Annotated in this window: 13 protein-coding genes; 8 read left to right on the forward strand and 5 right to left on the reverse strand. The window is 64.2% G+C overall.

Annotated features, from left to right (window positions below; genetic code table 11):
* The 6 genes from LGQ10_RS00005 to LGQ10_RS00030 all read left to right on the forward strand — a co-directional run bounded on the left by LGQ10_RS00005 (position 1) and on the right by LGQ10_RS00030 (position 11848).
* Positions 1-2937, forward strand: coding sequence for a TonB-dependent receptor (locus tag LGQ10_RS00005; RefSeq protein WP_226524242.1), 2937 nt, complete (start codon positions 1-3; stop codon positions 2935-2937).
* Between the two features lie 261 nt (positions 2938-3198).
* Complete coding sequence (locus LGQ10_RS00010; RefSeq protein ID WP_226524243.1) at positions 3199-6105, forward strand: TonB-dependent receptor; 2907 nt, start codon at positions 3199-3201, stop codon at positions 6103-6105.
* Between the two features lie 195 nt (positions 6106-6300).
* Positions 6301-8154, forward strand: coding sequence for an extracellular solute-binding protein (locus LGQ10_RS00015; RefSeq protein ID WP_226524244.1), 1854 nt, complete (start codon positions 6301-6303; stop codon positions 8152-8154).
* Positions 8141-9205, forward strand: coding sequence for a microcin C ABC transporter permease YejB (locus LGQ10_RS00020; RefSeq protein ID WP_226524245.1), 1065 nt, complete (start codon positions 8141-8143; stop codon positions 9203-9205). Before LGQ10_RS00015 ends, LGQ10_RS00020 begins: the two co-directional genes overlap by 14 nt.
* On the forward strand, positions 9205-10227 hold the full coding sequence (locus tag LGQ10_RS00025) for an ABC transporter permease (protein ID WP_226524246.1): 1023 nt from the start codon (positions 9205-9207) through the stop codon (positions 10225-10227). Before LGQ10_RS00020 ends, LGQ10_RS00025 begins: the two co-directional genes overlap by 1 nt.
* A gap of 16 nt (positions 10228-10243) precedes the next feature.
* The gene (locus tag LGQ10_RS00030; protein ID WP_226524247.1) at positions 10244-11848 is read left to right on the forward strand and encodes an ABC transporter ATP-binding protein; all 1605 of its coding nucleotides are present in this window, start codon (positions 10244-10246) and stop codon (positions 11846-11848) included.
* Positions 11849-11903: 55 nt separating this feature from the next.
* On the opposite strand, the gene LGQ10_RS00035 is transcribed toward LGQ10_RS00030, so the two are convergent.
* Together LGQ10_RS00035 and LGQ10_RS00040 are read right to left on the reverse strand one after the other, a co-directional pair.
* Positions 11904-12218 (reverse strand): SCP2 sterol-binding domain-containing protein, encoded by a 315-nt coding sequence (locus LGQ10_RS00035; RefSeq protein WP_022639409.1) that lies wholly within the window; start codon positions 12216-12218, stop codon positions 11904-11906.
* Between the two features lie 51 nt (positions 12219-12269).
* Positions 12270-12980 (reverse strand): histidine phosphatase family protein, encoded by a 711-nt coding sequence (locus LGQ10_RS00040; RefSeq protein ID WP_226524248.1) that lies wholly within the window; start codon positions 12978-12980, stop codon positions 12270-12272.
* A 202-nt stretch (positions 12981-13182) separates the two neighbouring features.
* On the opposite strand from LGQ10_RS00040, the gene sohB reads away from it, so the two are divergent.
* Positions 13183-14208, forward strand: a complete 1026-nt coding sequence (sohB, locus tag LGQ10_RS00045) for a protease SohB (RefSeq protein ID WP_226524249.1) — start codon at positions 13183-13185, stop codon at positions 14206-14208.
* 185 nt (positions 14209-14393) lie between these two features.
* Here sohB and LGQ10_RS00050 read toward each other — a convergent pair whose 3' ends face one another.
* Positions 14394-14888, reverse strand: a complete 495-nt coding sequence (locus tag LGQ10_RS00050; RefSeq protein WP_058434044.1) for a DUF934 domain-containing protein — start codon at positions 14886-14888, stop codon at positions 14394-14396.
* Positions 14872-16530: a nitrite/sulfite reductase gene (locus LGQ10_RS00055; RefSeq protein WP_226524250.1), complete on the reverse strand. Its 1659-nt coding sequence runs from the start codon at positions 16528-16530 to the stop codon at positions 14872-14874. Before LGQ10_RS00055 ends, LGQ10_RS00050 begins: the two co-directional genes overlap by 17 nt.
* 595 nt (positions 16531-17125) lie before the next feature.
* Between LGQ10_RS00055 and LGQ10_RS00060 the strand changes: the two genes are divergently transcribed.
* Positions 17126-18211 (forward strand): ABC transporter substrate-binding protein, encoded by a 1086-nt coding sequence (locus LGQ10_RS00060; RefSeq protein ID WP_226524251.1) that lies wholly within the window; start codon positions 17126-17128, stop codon positions 18209-18211.
* Positions 18212-18215: 4 nt separating this feature from the next.
* Here LGQ10_RS00060 and LGQ10_RS00065 read toward each other — a convergent pair whose 3' ends face one another.
* The gene (locus tag LGQ10_RS00065; RefSeq protein ID WP_226524252.1) at positions 18216-18434 is read right to left on the reverse strand and encodes a DUF2970 domain-containing protein; all 219 of its coding nucleotides are present in this window, start codon (positions 18432-18434) and stop codon (positions 18216-18218) included.
* Between the last annotated feature and the right edge of the window lie 18 nt (positions 18435-18452).

Genomic DNA, 18452 nt, shown 5'->3' on the forward strand with positions numbered 1-18452 from the left:
ATGTCCTCACTGATCTGTATCAAGCGTCCGCTCCGGCACCTGTGCCGGTTGTCATTGGCCGTGGCCCTGGCGGTCGCCAGCGTCCCCGGGGCGGTCCAGGCCCAGGAGCCGGCCGCTGGGGTAGTCGCCTTCGACATTGCCCAGGGGCCGCTGGATCAGGTGCTCCTGGATATCTCGCGCCAGAGTGGGGCACCGATCTCCTTTCGCCAGGACCTGGTGCAAGGCAAGCAGGGCCCGGCCATTCGCGGCGCACTGCAGACCCGCCAGGCGCTGGAGCGGGCACTGCTGGGCAGCGGCCTGGAGGTCGAGGCCAGCGAGCAGGGCCTGGTACTGCGCCCTGCCGCGGCCCGGGTCCCGTCACCGGCGACCCGGCCCAGCAGCGCTGCCAGCGCCAGCGAGCCGCGGCTATCGAAGGTCACGGTCACGGGGTCGCGCATCGCCCGGGCCCAGACCGACGGCGCGACCCCGGTGACCGTGATCACCCAGCAGGAGATGGAGGCCCGGGGCTACCGCAACGTCTACGACGCCCTGGCGTCCCACACCCAGAACACCGGCATGACCCAGGGCGAGGACTACGGCAATACCTGGCAGCCGGCGGCCAGCGCCCTCAACCTGCGCGGCCTGGGGCCTAATCACACGCTGGTGCTGATCAACGGCCGACGGGTGGCGGACTACCCGACGGCCTATGGCGGCCAGGTCAACTTCACTAACCTGGCCAACATCCCTTCGGCGGTCATCGAGCGCATCGAGATCCTCAGCAGCGGGGCCTCGGCGGTCTACGGCTCGGATGCCATCGCCGGGGTGGTCAACATCATCCTCAAGAAGAAGATCGACGGTATCGACCTCAACCTGCGTGGCGGCACCACCGAACGTGGCGGCGGCGACAACCAGCGGCTGCAGTTGAGCGGGGGCGGCAGCTGGGGCGACTTCGATGGCCTGTTCGGCCTGGAGCTGACCCGACGCGAACCGATCTGGGCCGACGACCGCGGTTTCATGAGCAGCAGTCCGGCGGTGGATGTCGGCTACCGGCGCAACCTCGACACCGGTGGCTACCTGGGGCCGGGCTGTGGCGCCTACCAGGGCACCTTCGGCAACCACCTGGGCGGCAGCGGCGGGCGCTGCACCACCGACCAGATGTACAACGACTACTGGACCTTGCAGACCCAGAAGGAAAACTACGATGGCTACACCCGCGGTACCTGGCATTTCAGCGACAGCGGCCAGGTGTACGCCGACCTGATGTACGGCCTGGACCATATCCAGAACAACACCCGGGGGCCGACCTTCACCTCGCCGGATTTCATCAATGCCAACACGGGCAATCTGGAGCGCTGGTTCCGGCGTTTCTCCGAGGAGGAGATCGGCGGGCGCACCAGCAACAACAGCAAATGGCGGGAAACTTCCTGGACTGGCACCCTGGGGATGTCCGACCAGATCGGCGACAGCGGCTGGAGCTACGAGCTGGCGGCCAACCGTTCGCAGTACCGCAGCGTGCGCAGCACCCGCTACCGGCCGCTGTCGACCATCCGCGATTTCTACCTGGGCCCGCAGTTGGGGACCCAGGATGGGCATCCGGTGTTCGCCCCGGACCCGGCGCGCCTGGACCGGCCCTTGACGAGCGATGAGTGGCGACAGTTTCGCCGCAACCTGACCGAGACCAGCCGTTCGGTGTCGCAGACCTACAACGCCTCGATCAACGGCGAGCTGTTCGACCTGCCCGCCGGCCCGGTGGGGTTTGCCGGGGTGCTGGAGCTGGGCAAGCAGCAGTACCGTGTCGAGCCTGATTCGGCGCTCAACGAAGGCGCGTTCTACGGCACCGCGCCGGCGCAGGAGTCCGGTGGTTCGCGCAAGCGCTATGCCGTGGGCGGCGAGTTCAGCGTACCGGTCACCGACACGGTGCTGGCATCCCTGGCCGGACGCTGGGACCAGTACAAGTTCGCCGACCGCAGCGAGCAGCAGAAGACCTACAACCTGGGCCTGGAATGGCGTCCGCTGACCAGCCTGCTGGTGCGCGGCAGCTATGGCACCAGCTTTCGCGCGCCGGACCTGAACTACATCTACCAGGCCGACAACAACGGTTACTACCCCGACCAGGTCGACTACTACGGTTGCAGCCAGGGCGTGGAGGGCGCTTGCGATCGCGGGCGTGTGGACTACGTGCAGAGTGGCACCAGCGACCTCAAGTCCGAGCGCGGCAAGTCCTGGACCTATGGACTGGTCTGGTCGCCGTCGCGCAACTTCGACATTTCCGCCGACTACTGGCGCGTGCAGATTGACGACCTGCTGACCACCGTGGACCAGAACCGCCTGCTGCAAGAGGAAAATGCCTGTCGCAGCGGTGCCCAGGACATCAGCTCGGCCAGTTGCCAGGCGGTGCTGGCACGGGTCCAGCGCAACCCCGGCGATGCCGCGGTGGACCCGAACAAGCTGCAAGAGGTGCGGGTCAATGCCATCAACGCCGCCAGCGAGCGGGTCAGCGGCCTGGACCTCAAGAGCAATATCCGCTGGGGAGCTGGCGACTACGGGGCGTTCAGCTCGACCCTGGGCTACACGCTGGTGCTCTCGCACTACTACAAGGAATCCGAGCAGGCCACGAGCCTGGATTTGCGCTCCGACCGCAGCAACCATGACTGGCGCAGCAAGGCCAACGCCAGCCTGACCTGGGACTACGAGCATTACAGCGCGACCTTGACGGGCATCCGTTATGGCAGCGTCACCAATGGCAACGGCGACGGCCGGCTCTCGCCCTGGACCGTGTTCAATGCCAGCGCCCGCTACAAGATCAACGACCGCGCCAGCCTGGGGCTGACCGTCAACAACCTGCTCAACCAGTACAAGCACGACGATTCCGCTGGCTGGCCCTATTACCCCACCGGCAACTACGACGCCTACGGGCGCCAGTGGTGGCTGGACATGAGCTACCACTTCGGCAGTTGAATCAACACGCAGGCCTTCGGCGAACCCTCAAGCGCTGTGGCCCTGCGGGCCATGCGCAGCCTGCGGCAGCGGCTACACGAGGCGGTGTTTGTGCCGCTGCCGAGCTTGCGAGGCTGTGACAAGGCCAACAGGCCTTCGGTGACCCGGAGAATGGCCATCCCGATGGGCATAAGGTCAGCATCCAACGGTCTAAACCGGACCTATAAAAAACCTCTGGCCATTGCACATCCCTGCATAAACCTAACGCAGGGATGGTTGTCCATGAGTCTGTCTGTACCTCGTAAATCCCCCTTGAGCCTGGCCTTGCTGCTGACTTTCCAGGTGCTGCCGGCCTGGGCCGCGAACGAGCCGTTCGATTTGCCCGCCGGTCCGCTGGACCAGACGCTGCTGGGCATCTCGCGCCAGAGCGGCCTGCCGATTTCCTTCTCCCAGGCACTGGTGGCCGGGCATTCGGCCCCGGCGATCAAGGGCTCGCTCAGCCATGGCCAGGCGTTGGCCCTGGCATTGCAGGGCACGGGCCTGAAGGACGAGGAGGGCGCCGAGGGCGTGGTGATCAGCGCCGCAGATGCGCCGGCCAGCCGTGTGGCCGCGGCCCCGGCGACTTTCGCCGAGCCCACCACCCAGCTGCAGCGGGTGGAAGTCACCGGCTCGGCGATTCGCCGGGTCGATGCCGAGACGGCAGTACCCGTCACTGTCATGCGGGTCGAGAAGCTGCGCGAGCAGGGGGTGACCAGCACCGAGGAATTGATCAACCGTATTTCCGCCAACCAGTCATCGGTGGGTTCCGGGCGTTCGGTGGGTTCCAGCAGTGGTGGTGCGGCGTTCGCCGACCTGCGGGGCATTGGCCCGAACAAGACCCTGGTGTTGCTCAACGGCCGACGCCTGAGCAACAACGCCACGGGCAGCAGCAATGGTTCCGGGGTCGACCTGAATACCATCCCCTTTGCCGCCATCGACCGGGTTGAGGTGTTGCGAGACGGCGCCTCGGCGCTGTACGGCACCGACGCCATCGGCGGGGTGATCAACTTCATCACCAAGACCAGCCTGACCACCGGCCAGGTCAGCACCAGCTACGACACACCGACCCATTCCGGCGGCGGCCAGAGCAAGAACTTCAGCGGTAGCTGGGGGTTTGGTGACCTGGAAGAAGATCGCTTCAATGTGTTCGGTGTGGTCAGTCACGACAAGCAGGAGCGCCTGGCAGCCAAGGACCGTGGCTACACCTACAACTACCAGCCCGGCCGCGGCCTGGACTACACCTCCGGCACTGCCTTCCCGGCCAACTGGAGCCAGGGCGGCAACGCTACCAACCCCTTGGCCGGTTCCGGCTGCAACGCCCCGGGGTTGCTGTCGCGCAACGGCATCTGCCGGCAGAGCCTGTGGAGTTACCTGGACCTGGTGCCGGAAACCGAGAAGACCTCGGCGTTCGCCAAGGCCACGGGCAAGCTCAGTGACGAACACAACGTCAGCCTGGAGTACTTCTGGGCGCGCAACCAGAACCGCACCCAGATCGGCCCCGGCACCCTGATGGGCAACCAGGTCGACCCCGGTACCGCGTTCTATCCGGGCAATGGCATCACCCCCGGCCCCAGCGATTTTGTCCTCGATTCCTCGCAGCCGGTATCGGTCAACTGGCGTGAAGCCTCGGTCGGCGCGCGCCGGCATGAAGACGACAACAGCAACCAGCGCTTGCTGCTGAGCTTCGATGGCAGCGTGGCCGGCTGGGACTACAACGTGGGCGCGGCCTACAACCAGAACAAGGTGACCAACACCATTCGCAGCGGTTATGTCAGCGATCTGGCCGTGCGCCAGGGCATCGCCAGCGGGGTGATCAACCCGTTCGGGGCGCAAACGCCAGCCGGTGAAGCCCTGCTTGCCGCCAACACGGTGAGTGGCGATTACGGCAGCGCCGTGGGCAGGGTCAAGTCCATCGACGGGCGTGCCAGCCGCGAGATCGGCGACTGGTTCGGTGCAGGCCCTGCGGGGCTGGCCCTGGGGGGCGAATACCGCAAGGAGGACTTCCACCAGGATTTCGCCGCTTTTGCCGGCGACTTGCAGAACCTGGGGGTCGACCCCAATGGCGCAGTGGCGGGTGACCGCAGCGTGCAGGCCGAATATGCCGAGCTGAACGTTCCGCTGCTCGACAGCCTGGAGCTGTCGGCGGCGGTGCGCCACGACAAGTACAGCGACTTCGGCAGCACCACCAACCCCAAGTATTCGTTCCGCTTCCAGCCGTTTCGCGAGCTGGTGGTGCGTGGCGCCTACAGCGAAGGGTTCCGCGCGCCATCGCTGTATGAGCTGTACAACCCGATCTACACCACCTTCACCAACGCCAACTACAACGACCCGCACCTGTGTGCCGGCGGCAACCCGAGCAATGGCGGGATCGCCAATCGCGACTGCGCCCAGCAGTTCAACCGCAGCTCCGGCGGCAACCGTGATCTCAAGCCCGAGACCGCGCGCAACGTGACCTTGGGCTTCGTCTACCAGCCGTTCGAGCGCCTGACCACCGGGCTGGACTTCTGGTGGATCGACATCGCCAACCAGATTGCCGAGTTCCCCGAGTCGTCGCCGTTCGAGAGTCCTGATCTTTACGCCGATCGCCTGGTGCGCAAGGCCGATGGTTCCATCGATCACGTGGTCACCGGCCTGTCCAACCTGGGCAAGCTGAAGACCGAAGGGGTCGACGTCAGCTTCGACTATCGCCTGCCGGCCCTGGCCTGGGGCCAGTTTGGCGTGGCCTTGCAAGGCACCTATGTCAATCGCTACGAATATCAGCAGGAGCTCAAGGGTGCCTTCATCGACAAGTTGGGGGATTTTCGCGGTGGCGACTTTTCGTCGGCCGGCGCCGTGGCGCGCTGGCGCCACAGCCTGACCGCGAGCTGGAGCCAGGGGCCGCTGGGTGCCAGCCTGACCAATCGCTACACCAGCGGCTACCACGACTCCGACCCCAGCACTCATCACAGCGTCGGCGCCTACAGCGTCTGGGACCTGGCCGGCACCTATACCTGGCGCAAATCCCTGGCCGTGACCCTGGGAGTGAAGAACTTGCTGGACCGCGAGCCGCCGTTCAGCAACCAGACCTACACCTTCCAGAGCGGCTACGACCCGCGTTACTCGGACCCGTTCGGGCGGACCCTGTATACCCGGCTCAGCTACAGCTTTTGAAGGAGCCGATAACGGCAGTCCGAAAGCTTTTTAGTAACCAATGGATCTAGCCCCGCCCTATAAAAATGCCGGCCTGGTTGCACAACACAGGCAGGAGCGGGGCGTTGCGATCATCGAGAACCGTGACCGGGAACCTGGCACGCGGGCCATCAAGGCCGGCGAGCCCCCGGGCACTGTCCAGAGGGGCTTGTTGCAATGCAGTTGCGAACCATCTTCTTGCTCTGGTTGTGGGTGCTGCTGAGCCCGGCGGTGTCGGCCGCCGTGCAACCGTCGTTGACGGTGTATGGCGAAGCGCCGAAATACCCGGCGGGCTTCAGCCACTTCGACTACGCCAATCCTGATGCGCCCAAGGGCGGCAGCCTGAAGCGTTCCTCCCTGGAAAGCGGGCCGTTCGACCATCTGATCCCCTATGTCGACAAGGGCACCGGGGTGGCCGAGATCGACGGCTGGGTCTATGCGCCCCTGGCCTTTCGCTCCCAGGATGAGCCCTACACCGTCTATGGCCTGGTGGCCCAGGGCTTCGAGCTGGCCCCGGACCGGCGCTGGCTGCGGGTCTACCTGAATCCGGCGGCGCGCTTCGAGGACGGGCGGCCGATCACCGCCAGCGATGTGCGTTTTACCTTCGAGCTGCTGATGACCCAGGGCAGCCTCAAATACCGCCAGCAGTTCGTCGATGTAGCCGAGGTGTTGGTGGAGTCGCCGAGCCAGGTGCGCTTCGTGTTCAAGAATGCCGAGAGCCGCACCTTGCCCTTGGACCTGGCGTCGTTGCCGGTGCTGCCCGAGCACTGGTGGCGCGGGCGCAATTTTGCCGATGGCGGTGGCTTCGAGCCGCCGCTGGGCAGTGGCCCGTACCGGGTGGCCAAAGTGGATGCCGGGCGCAGCGTGACCTTCGAACGGGCCAGGGACTGGTGGGGCGCACAGTTGCCGGTGGCTCGCGGACGCTACAACTTCGACCGCCTGCGCCTGGAGTTCTTCGCCGATACCGACGTAGCGCGGCAGATCCTCAAGGCCGGGGGCTATGACTACAATCGCGAGTTCTCTGCCACCGCCTATACCATCGGTTATGCCGGCAGCGCCCTGGAGGAGGGCCGTCTGCAGCGTGAGCACCTGGCCCCGGGCGCGGCCCAGGGCGCCCAGGGTTTCATCTTCAACCTGCAGCGTCCGGCGTTCCAGGATCGCCGGGTGCGCCAGGCCATCGCCTTGCTGTGGGACTTCGAATGGAGCAACCGGCAGATGATGCGTGGCATGTACCTGCGCCAGCGCAGCTTCTTCTCCCATAGCGAGCTGGCGGCGGTCGGCCTGCCCTCGGCCGAGGAGCTGAAGATCCTCGAGCCCTGGCGCGGGCAGGTGCCGGACGAGGTGTTCAGCCAGGTTTTCCAAGCCCCCCGGACCGATGGCAGCGGGATCGTGCGGGACCAGCAGATGCACGCGCTGCAACTGCTTGGCGAGGCGGGCTGGACGCCTCGTGGCGACCGCCTGGTGAATGCTGCCGGTGAACCGTTGCAGTTCACCTTCCTCAATGGCCAGAAGGGGTTCGAGCGGCTGTTGCTGCCATTCAAGCGCAACCTCGCGCAGATCGGCATCGGCTTCGACATTCGCCAGGTGGACAACGCGCAATACACCAGCCGGGTGCGCAGCCGCGACTACGACATGATCGTCGCCGCCTATCCGGTATCCCAGGCCCCGGGGCGCGAACTGTTCAACTACTACGGCGCCGACGGTGCCGACGACCCCGGCTCCAACAACTACATGGTGCTCAAGAACCCGGTGGTGGATGCCTTGCTCGAGGGCCTGGTCCAGGCCGACAACCGTGCCAGCATGCTGGCCCATGCCCGTGCCCTGGATCGGGTGTTGCAGTGGGGCTACTACTGGATTCCCAATTACTACCCGCCGGGCATTTCCACGGTGTGGTGGAACCGCTTCGGCCGACCGGAGATGGCCCCGCTGTATGACGCCGGGCTGGACAGCTGGTGGGAAATCAGCCCGACGGCGCTGACCCAGGGGCAGTTGCACAAGCGCAGTGCGGAGGCCGTCCATGCTGGGTTATAGCCTGCGGCGCCTGCTGCTGATCGTGCCGACCTTGCTGTGCATCCTGCTGGTCAACTTCGTCATCGTCCAGGCCGCTCCCGGAGGCCCGGTGGAACAAGCCATCGCTCGCTTGCAGGGTATCGGCGCCACGGGCGCGACCGGTGGCGGGCACGTCGAGAGCGTGGCTGGGCAATCACGCGCCAGCCGGGGCCTGGACCCCAAGCTGCTGGCGGACATCGAACGCCAGTACGGTTTCGACAAGCCCGCCAGCGAGCGCTTGTGGCTGATGCTGGGGCAATACGCCCGGCTGGATTTCGGCACGAGCTTCTTCCGTGGCGCCACGGTCACCGAACTGATCCTGGACAAGCTGCCGGTGACCCTGTCCCTGGGCTTGTGGGCGACCCTGATCACCTACCTGGTGTCGATCCCCCTGGGGATTCGCAAGGCCGTGCACAACGGCTCGGCCTTCGATGTCTGGAGCAGCGCGGCGATCATCGTCGGCTACGCCATGCCCGGATTCCTGTTCGCCCTGTTGCTGATCGTGGTGTTCGGTGGCGGCACGCTGCTGGACTGGTTCCCGGTGCGCGGCCTGGTGTCGGAGGACTTCGATCAGCTTTCGGCCTGGGGCAAGGTGGTCGATTACTTCTGGCACCTGGCGCTGCCGGTCACGGCCCTGGTGGTCGGTGGGTTCGCCACCTTGACCCTGTTGACCAAGAACAGCTTCCTCAACGAGATCTCGCGCTTGTACGTGGTCACCGCCCGGGCCAAGGGCCTGAGCGAACGGCAGGTGCTGTATGGCCATGTGTTTCGCAACGCCATGTTGCTGGTGGTGGCGGGCCTGCCCCAGGCGCTGGTCACGGTGTTCTTCGGCGGCTCGTTGCTGATCGAAGTGATCTTTTCCCTCGATGGCCTGGGGCGCATGAGCTATGAGGCGGCAGTGGCCCGGGATTACCCGGTGGTGTTCGGCTCGCTGTTCATCTTCACCCTGTTCGGCCTCTTGATAAAACTGCTCGGCGACCTGTGCTACACCCTGGTCGATCCGCGCATCGATTTTGCGGCGAGGAGCCTTTGATGTTTGTCCTGTCCCCCCTTGGCCGGCGTCGCTGGCAGCGTTTCAAGGCGCACCGGCGTGGCTGGTGGTCACTGTGGCTGTTCCTCGGCCTGTTCGTCCTGACCCTGGGTGGCGAGCTGTTGGCCAATGACAAGCCGCTGCTGGTGTCCTATCAGGGCCACTGGTACTTCCCGGCGTTCAAGCGCTACACCGAGCAGGCGTTCGGCGGCCAGTTGCCCTTCCAGCCGGACTACCGCAGTGCCTCGGTACGCCAGTTGGTCGAGGGGCAGGGTGGCTGGCTGCTGTTCGCGCCGATTCCCTTCGGCTACGACACCATCAACTACGACCTGACGCAGCCGGCGCCCAGCCCGCCCAGCCGTGACAACTGGCTGGGGACCGACGACCAGGCGCGCGATGTGCTGGCGCGGGTGATCTTCGGGGTGCGGGTGTCGTTGCTGTTCGCCCTGTCGCTGACCGCCATCAGCGCGCTGGTCGGCATCGGCGCCGGGGCCCTGCAGGGTTACTACGGCGGTTGGGTCGATCTGTGGGGGCAACGCTTGCTGGAGGTCTGGTCGGGGCTGCCGGTGCTGTACCTGCTGATCATCCTGTCCGGCTTCGTCGAGCCGAACTTCTGGTGGCTGCTGGGGATCATGGCGCTGTTTTCCTGGCTGGCCCTGGTGGATGTGGTGCGTACCGAATTCCTGCGCAGCCGCAGCCTGGAGTACGTCAAGGCCGCCCGGGCGCTGGGGGTCGATGACCTGCAAGTGATGGGGCGGCACATCCTGCCCAATGCCATGAACGCCACCCTGAGCTACCTGCCGTTCATCCTCACCGGGGCCATCGCGACCTTGTCGGCCCTGGATTTCCTCGGCTTCGGCATGCCGGCCGGCAGCGCTTCGCTGGGCGAGCTGGTGGCCCAGGGCAAGAGCAACCTGCAGGCGCCTTGGCTGGGGCTGACGGCGTTCTTCGTGCTGGCGCTGATCCTGTCGTTGCTGGTGTTCATCGGTGAAGGCTGCCGTGATGCCTTCGACCCTAAAAGCTGAAACTGCGAGTGCCGAGATGACTCAAGCCCTGATTGAACTGCGTGGCCTGAAGGTGGCTTTTGGTGGCACCGAGGTGGTGCATGGCCTGGACCTGGAAATCTACCCCGGCGAATGCCTGGCGCTGGTGGGCGAATCCGGCTCGGGCAAGTCGGTCACGGCCCACAGCCTCCTGCAGTTGCTCGACCCGCGGGCGACGCGGATCGAGGGCAGCGTCCGCTATCGCGGGGAGGAACTGCTGGGCGCGGCGCCGGCGCGTTTGCGCCAACTGCGTGGCAACCGCATCGCGATGATCTTCCAGGAACCCATGAGTTCGCTCAACCCACTGCACAGCGTTGAGCGCCAGTTGGGCGAGACTTTGCGTCTGCACAAGGGGCTGGCGGGCGCCCAGGCTCGGGAGCGGATTATCGAACTGCTGGAGCTGGTGGGCATCCAGCAGCCCCGGGAGCGACTCAAGGCCTATCCGCACCAGCTCTCCGGCGGCCAGCGCCAGCGGGTGATGATCGCCATGGCCCTGGCCTGCGAGCCGGAGTTGCTGATCGCCGACGAGCCCACCACGGCCCTGGACGTGACGGTGCAACGCAAGATCCTGCTGCTGCTCCAGTCCCTGCAACAACGCCTGGGCATGTCCCTGCTGCTGATCAGCCACGACCTCAACCTGGTGCGGCGCATTGCTCAGCGGGTGTGCGTGATGCGGGCCGGGGAGATCGTCGAGCAGGCCGGTTGCGAAGCCTTGTTCAAGGGGCCACGTCATCCCTACAGCGTCGAACTGCTCAATGCCGAGCCCGGGGGACAGGCCCTGTTCAGGGCGCCCAGTGAAACCCTGCTGGAGGTGGAGCAGCTCAAGGTATGGTTCCGCCAGGGCGGCGGCGGATGGCGGCCACGGCGCTACTTGAAGGCCGTCGACGGTATCGATCTGCACGTGCAGCGTGGCAAGACCCTGGGCATTGTCGGCGAGTCCGGTTCGGGCAAGTCGACCTTGGGCCAGGCGATCCTGCGCCTGATTGCCTCCCAGGGGCGCATCCGTTTCGACGGCCAGCCTCTGGACGGGCTGGACGACGTCCGGTTGCGGCCTTTGCGTCGGCAATTGCAAGTGGTGTTCCAGGACCCGTTCGGCAGCCTCAGTCCGCGCTTGAGTGTGCTGCAGATCATTGCCGAGGGCCTGCGGGTTCATACCGATCTGGATGCCGGGCAGCAGGAGCGGGCGGTGATCGAGGTGCTGGAGCAGGTGGGGCTGGACCCGGACTCGCGTCACCGCTATCCCCACGAGTTCTCCGGTGGACAGCGCCAGCGCATCGCCATCGCCCGGGCCCTGGTCCTCAAGCCGCAGTTGATCCTGCTGGACGAACCGACCTCGGCCCTGGATCGCACGGTGCAGAAGCAGGTGGTGGGGTTGCTGCGGCGTTTACAGCAGGAACATGGCCTGACTTACCTGTTCATCAGCCATGACCTGGCGGTGGTCCAGGCCCTGGCCCATGAGCTGATCGTGATGAAGGACGGCCAGGTGGTGGAGCGGGGTGAAACGCAGCAGTTGTTTGCCGCGGCGCAGCATCCCTACACCCGGGAGTTGCTGGCGGCGTCCGGCGTGGCAACGAAGCCGCAGGCACAGGTTGCGGGAGGCTGAAACGACGAATCCCGCCGAGTGGCGGGATTCGTGGAGAGCCGGACCTTGCAGGGTCTTAGGCTGGGAACAGCTCGCTCAGTTTCATGGCCAGCATCATGTCGCCTTCGGCGCGCAGCTTGCCGCCCATGAAGGCCTGCATGCCGTCGGTCTCGCCGCTGACGATGCCATCCAGGGTTTCGCCGTCCATCACCAGGGTGACCTGGGCGTCTGGGTTCTCGCCTTCCTTGAGTTCGCAGGTGCTGTCTTTGACTACCAGCGAGAAGTGTTTGGTGTCATCGATGCGGAAACCGAAAACCAGGTCCAGGCCGGCAGCGGCAGCTGGGTTGAACTTGGCTTGCATGGCTTGTACGGCGTCAGCTACGGAGGTCATGGTTCGATCCTTTTATGGGTGGTTACAGCAAGGGTTCACGGTAAGCCGGGCTCAGCGAAAAGTGATGAGCTCCGGCGCCTTCAACAGTTGCAGGTGCGTATGACCGTTGAAGGAGGCCAGGGACACTTCGCGACCGCGGAACTTCAGTTGGTTGAGCGAGGTGTTGACGATTTGCCAGTTCAGCTCGAAGGCCTGCTGGGCAGGCATCCGGGTAATCAGGTGGAGCAGGGCGGTGATGGTGCCGCCGGAGGTGAACACGGCGATTTTCTGCCGGTTGTCTGCTGCTTCTAGGATTCGCTGCAGGCCGCCCTGGACCCGTTCGACGAACCCCAGCCAGCTTTCCAGGCCGGGTGGGTCGTAGGTGCCGGCCAGCCAGCGCTGGATGATCAGGGCGAAGATGCGCTGGAACTCGCCGCGGTTCTGCGCAGCATTGCGCAGGATGTTCAGGGCTTCGGGTTCCTGGGGGAGCAGGTCGGGCAACAGGGCGCGGATGATGGCGTCGGCGTCGAACTCGTTGAACGCCGGGTCGACTTCCAGGGCCGGACTGGCCAGGCCGGCCGCGCCAAGCTGTTCAAGGGTGGCCTGGGCCGTGTGCTGCTGGCGTTGCAGATTCCCGGACAGACAGCGATCGAAACTGACCCCGAGGGTCGCCAGGTGCTCACCCAGCACCGTGGCCTGGCGTACGCCGATGGGCGACAGCACGTCATAATCGTCTGCACCGAAGGAGGCCTGGCCATGTCGAATCAAGTAGATGCTGCCCACGTCCGCGTCATCCCGGTACGTTGAAAGTTTTGCGAGGTTATGAGGATGCCGGTGAGCTGTCAATGAAAAAACATACGCTTGTTTGAAATGATTGTTGGAGCATGGTTACACAAGGTTTCGCGACTGGTGGCCGGCCAGTCACGCCGGTATGCTTGGACCCATTGCGCCGCGGGTTGGCGGCGATCATGCGTAAGGAGTTTCCGTGGAGTTTTTTGTCGAGTACGCCAGTTTCCTGGCCAAGACCGTGACCCTGGTGGTCGCCATCCTGGTGGTGCTGATCACCGCTGCGGCGCTGCGCAGCAAGGGCCGCCGCCGTGGTGCCGGGCAGTTGCAGGTCAGCAAGCTGAATGATTTCTACAAGGACCTGCGCGAGCGGCTGGAGCAGAGTCTCCTGGACAAGGACCAGCTCAAGGCGCTGCGCAAGGCCAAGGGCAAGGCCGAGAAGAAGCAGAAGAAGCAGCCGGTCGAGGCCAAGCCGCGCGTGTTCGTGCTGGACTTCAATGGTGACATCAAGGCTTCGGCCACCGAAGGGCTGCGTCATGAAATCACCGCCTTGCTGAGCCTGGCCACGCCCAAGGATGAAGTGGTGCTGCGCCTGGAGAGCGGCGGCGGCATGGTCCACAGCTATGGCCTGGCCTCCTCGCAGCTGGCGCGCATCCGCCAGGCCGGGGTGCCACTGACGGTGTGCATCGACAAGGTCGCGGCCAGCGGCGGCTACATGATGGCCTGCATCGGCGAGAAGATCATCAGCGCGCCGTTCGCCATTCTCGGCTCCATCGGCGTGGTGGCGCAGTTGCCCAACGTCAATCGCCTGCTGAAGAAGCACGACATCGACTTTGAGGTACTCACCGCTGGCGAGTACAAGCGCACCCTGACCGTGTTCGGCGAAAACACCGAGAAGGGGCGGGAGAAATTCCAGGAGGACCTGGACGTCACCCATCAGCTGTTCAAGAACTTCGTGGCTCGCTATCGGCCGCAGCTGGCCATTGACGAGGTTGCTACCGGCGAAGTCTGGCTCGGGGTGGCGGCCCAGGAAAAACAGCTGGTGGACCAGTTGCAGACCAGCGACGAATACCTGGCGGAAAAAGCCAAGGCGGCCGAGGTATTCCACCTGCACTATGCCGAGCGCAAGAGCCTGCAGGAGCGGGTAGGGCTGGCAGCCAGCGGTTCGGTGGACCGCGTCCTGCTGACCTGGTGGAGCCGCCTGACCCAGCAGCGCTTCTGGTAAGGCCGTGCTCGAGCTTGCAGTCCGTGTGATCCTTGAAGGCTATCGCGGGCAAGCCTCGCTCCTACAACAAAGCTCGAACTCGTGGCCTCTGTAGGAGCGTGCATGCGATGACGGTCTGAAAGACGACAGATACAAAAAAGCCCTGGAGCGGGAAACCGGTCCAGGGCTTTTTGTTGGCGCGACGCTTAGCGGCGGCGGAACAGCGGCAGTGGCTGGTCCGTGGAGGCCTGGTAGGTCACCGAGAAGTCCTTGAGGCTTTCCAGGGCTTCGTAGGGGTCCTTGTCGGCCCGCAGTGCGTAGGCGTCGAAACCGCAGCGGTGCAGGTAGAACAACTGGTCGCGCAGCACGTCGCCGATAGCCCGCAACTCGCCCTTGTAGCCATAGCGGTCACGCAACAGGCGGGCGTTGGAGTAGTTGCGACCGTCGGTGAAGGCTGGGAAATTCAGCGCGATGACTTGGAAGTTGTGGATATCGTCGCCGATCTCCTCGGCTTCCTCGTCTGCATCCAGCCATACCCCCAGGCCGCCATCGCGAGCTTTGAGGGCATGGCCGTGTTCGCGCCACAATGCCAGTGGCACGATCAGGTCGTCGCAGTTGGAGATGCCGTCGAGCGTCGCGTCCTTGGGCAGCAGGTGCCAGGTTTCGTCGACGACTTCGTTGTTCTTAATGATTCGCTGCATAGACGCGCTCCTTGAAGAGGTCGATGCCAATACGTTGATAGGTGTCGATGAAGCGCTCGTCCTCGGTACGCTGTTCCACGTACACGTCGATCAGCTTGGAGATCACGTCGGGCATGTCGTCCTGGGCGAAGGACGGGCCGAGGATCTTGCCCAGGCTGGCATCGCGACTGGCGCTGCCACCCAGGGATACCTGGTAGAACTCTTCGCCTTTCTTGTCGACGCCGAGGATGCCGATGTGGCCCACATGGTGGTGGCCACAGGCGTTCATGCAACCGGAGATGTTGAGGTCCAGCTCACCGATGTCGAACAGGTAGTCCAGGTCGTCGAAACGGCGCTGGATGGATTCGGCGATCGGGATCGACTTGGCGTTGGCCAGGGAGCAGAAGTCGCCACCCGGGCAGCAGATGATGTCGGTCAGCAAGCCGATGTTCGGCGTGGCGAAGCCGTTTTCCCGCAGTTCGCCCCACAGGGTGAACAGCTGGCTCTGCTCGACGTCGGCGAGGATCACGTTCTGCTCGTGGGAGGTGCGCAGCAGGCCGAAGCTGTAGCGGTCGGCCAGGTCGGCGATGGCATCGAACTGCTTGTCGGTGACATCCCCTGGCGCCACGCCGGTAGGCTTGAGCGACAGGCTCACGGCGACATAACCCGGCTTCTTGTGGGCCAGGGTGTTGCGCGTGCGCCAGCGGGCGAAGCCCGGATGCTCCTGGTCCAGGGCGGCCAGGGCCGCATCCTGGTTGTCCAGGGTCTTGTAGTCCGGATCGACGAAGTGCCGGGCTACGCGATGCACTTCGGCCTCGGTCAGGGTGGTCTGGCCGCCACGCAGGTGGACCATCTCGGCATCGACCTTCTCGGCGAACACTTCGGGCGTCAGGGCCTTGACCAGGATCTTGATCCGCGCCTTGTACTTGTTGTCGCGCCGGCCATAGCGGTTGTAGACCCGCAGGATGGCGTCGAGGTAGCTCAGCAGGTCCTGCCACGGCAGGAACTCGTTGATGAAGGCGCCGACCACCGGGGTGCGACCCAGGCCACCACCCACCAGCACCCGGAAGCCCAGCTCGCCGGCGGCGTTGTGCACCGGCTCCAGGCCGATGTCGTGGACTTCGATGGCTGCGCGATCAGCGGTCGAGCCGTTGATGGCGATCTTGAACTTGCGCGGCAGGTAGGCGAATTCCGGGTGGAAGGTGGTCCACTGGCGGACGATCTCGCACCAGGGGCGGGGGTCCACCAGTTCGTCCGCGGCTACTCCGGCGAACTGATCGGTAGTGACGTTGCGCAGGCAGTTGCCGCTGGTCTGGATGGCATGCATCTGCACAGTGGCCAGCTCGGCGAGGATTTGCGGGACGTCTTCCAGGGCCGGCCAGTTGAACTGTACGTTCTGCCGGGTGCTGATGTGCGCGTAGCCCTTGTCGTAGTCCCGGGCGATCTTGGCCATCATCCGGGCCTGGCGCGAGTTCAACTGGCCGTAAGGCACGGCGACCCGCAGCATCGGGGCAAAACGTTGGATATAAAGCCCGTTCTGCAGGCGCAGGGGGCGGAATTCTTCTTCGCTCAGCTCGCCTGCCAGATAGCGTCGGGTCTGATCACGGAACTGCTTGACGCGGTCCTCGATGATCCGCTGATCGTACTCGTCGTATACGTACATATAGGTCCAGTTCTCAGGCTACAGGTGGCTTGCAAGCGCACTCGGCAAATACTGCGGTGAACAGGTTCATCAGGGCGCTTTGACTGGAGTCGATCGCGGCTCTCGCCGGTTTCACCTCGTCGTGCCTTCGTTGACGCTCAACACCACCCACGTAAGCAAATCTGCGCGCACGGCCGCGCACTCCCATCGGAGCGGCCGAACGATACCAGTTTGCGGTTATGCGCAAAAGTGATGTTTGAGTATATGAAAAGAACCAAAACGACTAACGGTAGGGGTCTATCAGTATCCACATTTGTGGTGTGGGAAATGATGGGCTTAACTGTGGACGAGTCTTTGAGCAGTCACCGATAAAATCCACTAGAGGCGATGCTATGAGCCATCCAACCAAAGCTAGGAAAAGTGACAGTAGCGTTGATGCTTGGGCCATTCTTTTTCTGATCATTCTGGTCGTGGGTACGGCCGTGTTCTGGGTCAGTCACCAGTAGTAGAAAACTTCCGCAGAGCCTGGATTGTCGGACAGTTTCGACAATTTACCGTTATTGGCCAGCATCTTGCCAGTTATACTGCCTGGGATCATTCTGGGGCTCTTTTCGCGATGTTCAAGCTGTTGTGCAAGTGCGTGCTGTGGGTAAGCCTGCCGTTCTGGAGTGTGGCTCAGGCGACATCGGTGGTGTTTCTCAATCCCGGCAATTCGACGGAAATCTTCTGGGTCAGCTATTCGCATTTCATGCAGGCCGCCGCGCGCGACCTGGGCATGGACTTGCGCATTCTTTATGCCGAGCGTGATGCCGGCAGGACCCTCGAGCAAGCGCGGCAGGTGATCCAGAGCGAGCATCGGCCAGATTACCTGATGCTGGTGAACGAACAGTACATCGCGCCGCAGATCCTGCGTTTGTCCCAGGGCACGGGGATCAAGCTGTTCATCGTCAACAGTGCGCTGACCCAGGATCAGCGTGACCTGATCAGCCAGAGCCAGCACAAGTATTCCGACTGGATCGGCAGCATGCTGGGCAATGACGAAGAAGCCGGCTACCTGATGCTCAAGGAGCTTTTGCGCCAGCATGGGCCGCTGGCTCCGGGGCAGAGCATCGAACTGCTGGCCTTTTCCGGCCTCAAGGTCACCCCTGCGGCACAGCAGCGTGAACAGGGCTTGCGTCGGGCCCTGGCCGAGTACCCGCAGGTGCACTTGCGTCAATTGGTCTATGGCGAATGGAGTCGCGAGCGGGCTTATCGCCAGGCCCAGCAGTTGCTGCGTCGTTATCCGCAAACCCAGCTGGTCTGGTCGGCCAATGACGAAATGGCCCTGGGTGCCATGAGCGCGGCTCGCGAACTGGGACGCAAGCCGGGCAAGGACCTGCTGTTCAGCGGGCTCAACAGTTCACCGCAAGCCTTGCAGGCATTGATCGATGGGCAATTGTCGGTATTGGTTGCCGGGCACTTCACCCTGGGTGGTTGGGCCCTGGTGACGTTCCACGACGATGCGCTCGGCCTCGACACCCGGCGCCAGGGCGGGCCGGATTGGCGTCTGCCGTTATTGCAGCCGCTGACGCCGGGCCAGGCGCAGCAGTTGCTGCGCCTGGGCGACCGGGCGGGGGTTCGGGTGAATTTTCGCGCCTTGTCCGCCCAGGGCAAGCCGGAGGGCTATCACTACCCCTTCGGCCTGCAATTGCTGCTGCACTAGCGCTTCAGACCCCCGCCAGGTGCATCGCCAACTTGGCGATGCCCAGGAGCACCAGGACGAACAGGGTGGTGAACAGAATGCCCAGCGCGATGAAGTGACTGGGCTTGCCATGGGTGAAGTCGCGGGCGCGGTTTTTTCCGCTTTGTACGCCGAAGGCTGCCGCCAGCACGCTTTGCAGCATTTGCAGGAAGGTCGGTGGCTGGTTGTTGTTTGGATCGTCCATAAATCCCTCGACACGGTT

Origin of the sequence: Pseudomonas sp. L5B5 (assembly GCF_020520285.1) — a bacterium.
Taxonomy (GTDB): domain Bacteria; phylum Pseudomonadota; class Gammaproteobacteria; order Pseudomonadales; family Pseudomonadaceae; genus Aquipseudomonas.

What these genes read in the sequence shown, in the direction of transcription:
- LGQ10_RS00005 (WP_226524242.1), top strand. Translation starts at nt 1, where the DNA reads ATGTCCTCACTGATCTGTATCAAGCGTCCGCTCCGGCACCTGTGCCGG.
- LGQ10_RS00010 (WP_226524243.1), top strand. Translation starts at nt 3,199, where the DNA reads ATGAGTCTGTCTGTACCTCGTAAATCCCCCTTGAGCCTGGCCTTGCTG.
- LGQ10_RS00015 (WP_226524244.1), top strand. Translation starts at nt 6,301, where the DNA reads ATGCAGTTGCGAACCATCTTCTTGCTCTGGTTGTGGGTGCTGCTGAGC.
- LGQ10_RS00020 (WP_226524245.1), top strand. Translation starts at nt 8,141, where the DNA reads ATGCTGGGTTATAGCCTGCGGCGCCTGCTGCTGATCGTGCCGACCTTG.
- LGQ10_RS00025 (WP_226524246.1), top strand. Translation starts at nt 9,205, where the DNA reads ATGTTTGTCCTGTCCCCCCTTGGCCGGCGTCGCTGGCAGCGTTTCAAG.
- LGQ10_RS00030 (WP_226524247.1), top strand. Translation starts at nt 10,244, where the DNA reads ATGACTCAAGCCCTGATTGAACTGCGTGGCCTGAAGGTGGCTTTTGGT.
- LGQ10_RS00035 (WP_022639409.1), bottom strand. Translation starts at nt 12,218, where the DNA reads ATGACCTCCGTAGCTGACGCCGTACAAGCCATGCAAGCCAAGTTCAAC.
- LGQ10_RS00050 (WP_058434044.1), bottom strand. Translation starts at nt 14,888, where the DNA reads ATGCAGCGAATCATTAAGAACAACGAAGTCGTCGACGAAACCTGGCAC.
- LGQ10_RS00055 (WP_226524250.1), bottom strand. Translation starts at nt 16,530, where the DNA reads ATGTACGTATACGACGAGTACGATCAGCGGATCATCGAGGACCGCGTC.
- LGQ10_RS00060 (WP_226524251.1), top strand. Translation starts at nt 17,126, where the DNA reads ATGTTCAAGCTGTTGTGCAAGTGCGTGCTGTGGGTAAGCCTGCCGTTC.
- LGQ10_RS00065 (WP_226524252.1), bottom strand. Translation starts at nt 18,434, where the DNA reads ATGGACGATCCAAACAACAACCAGCCACCGACCTTCCTGCAAATGCTG.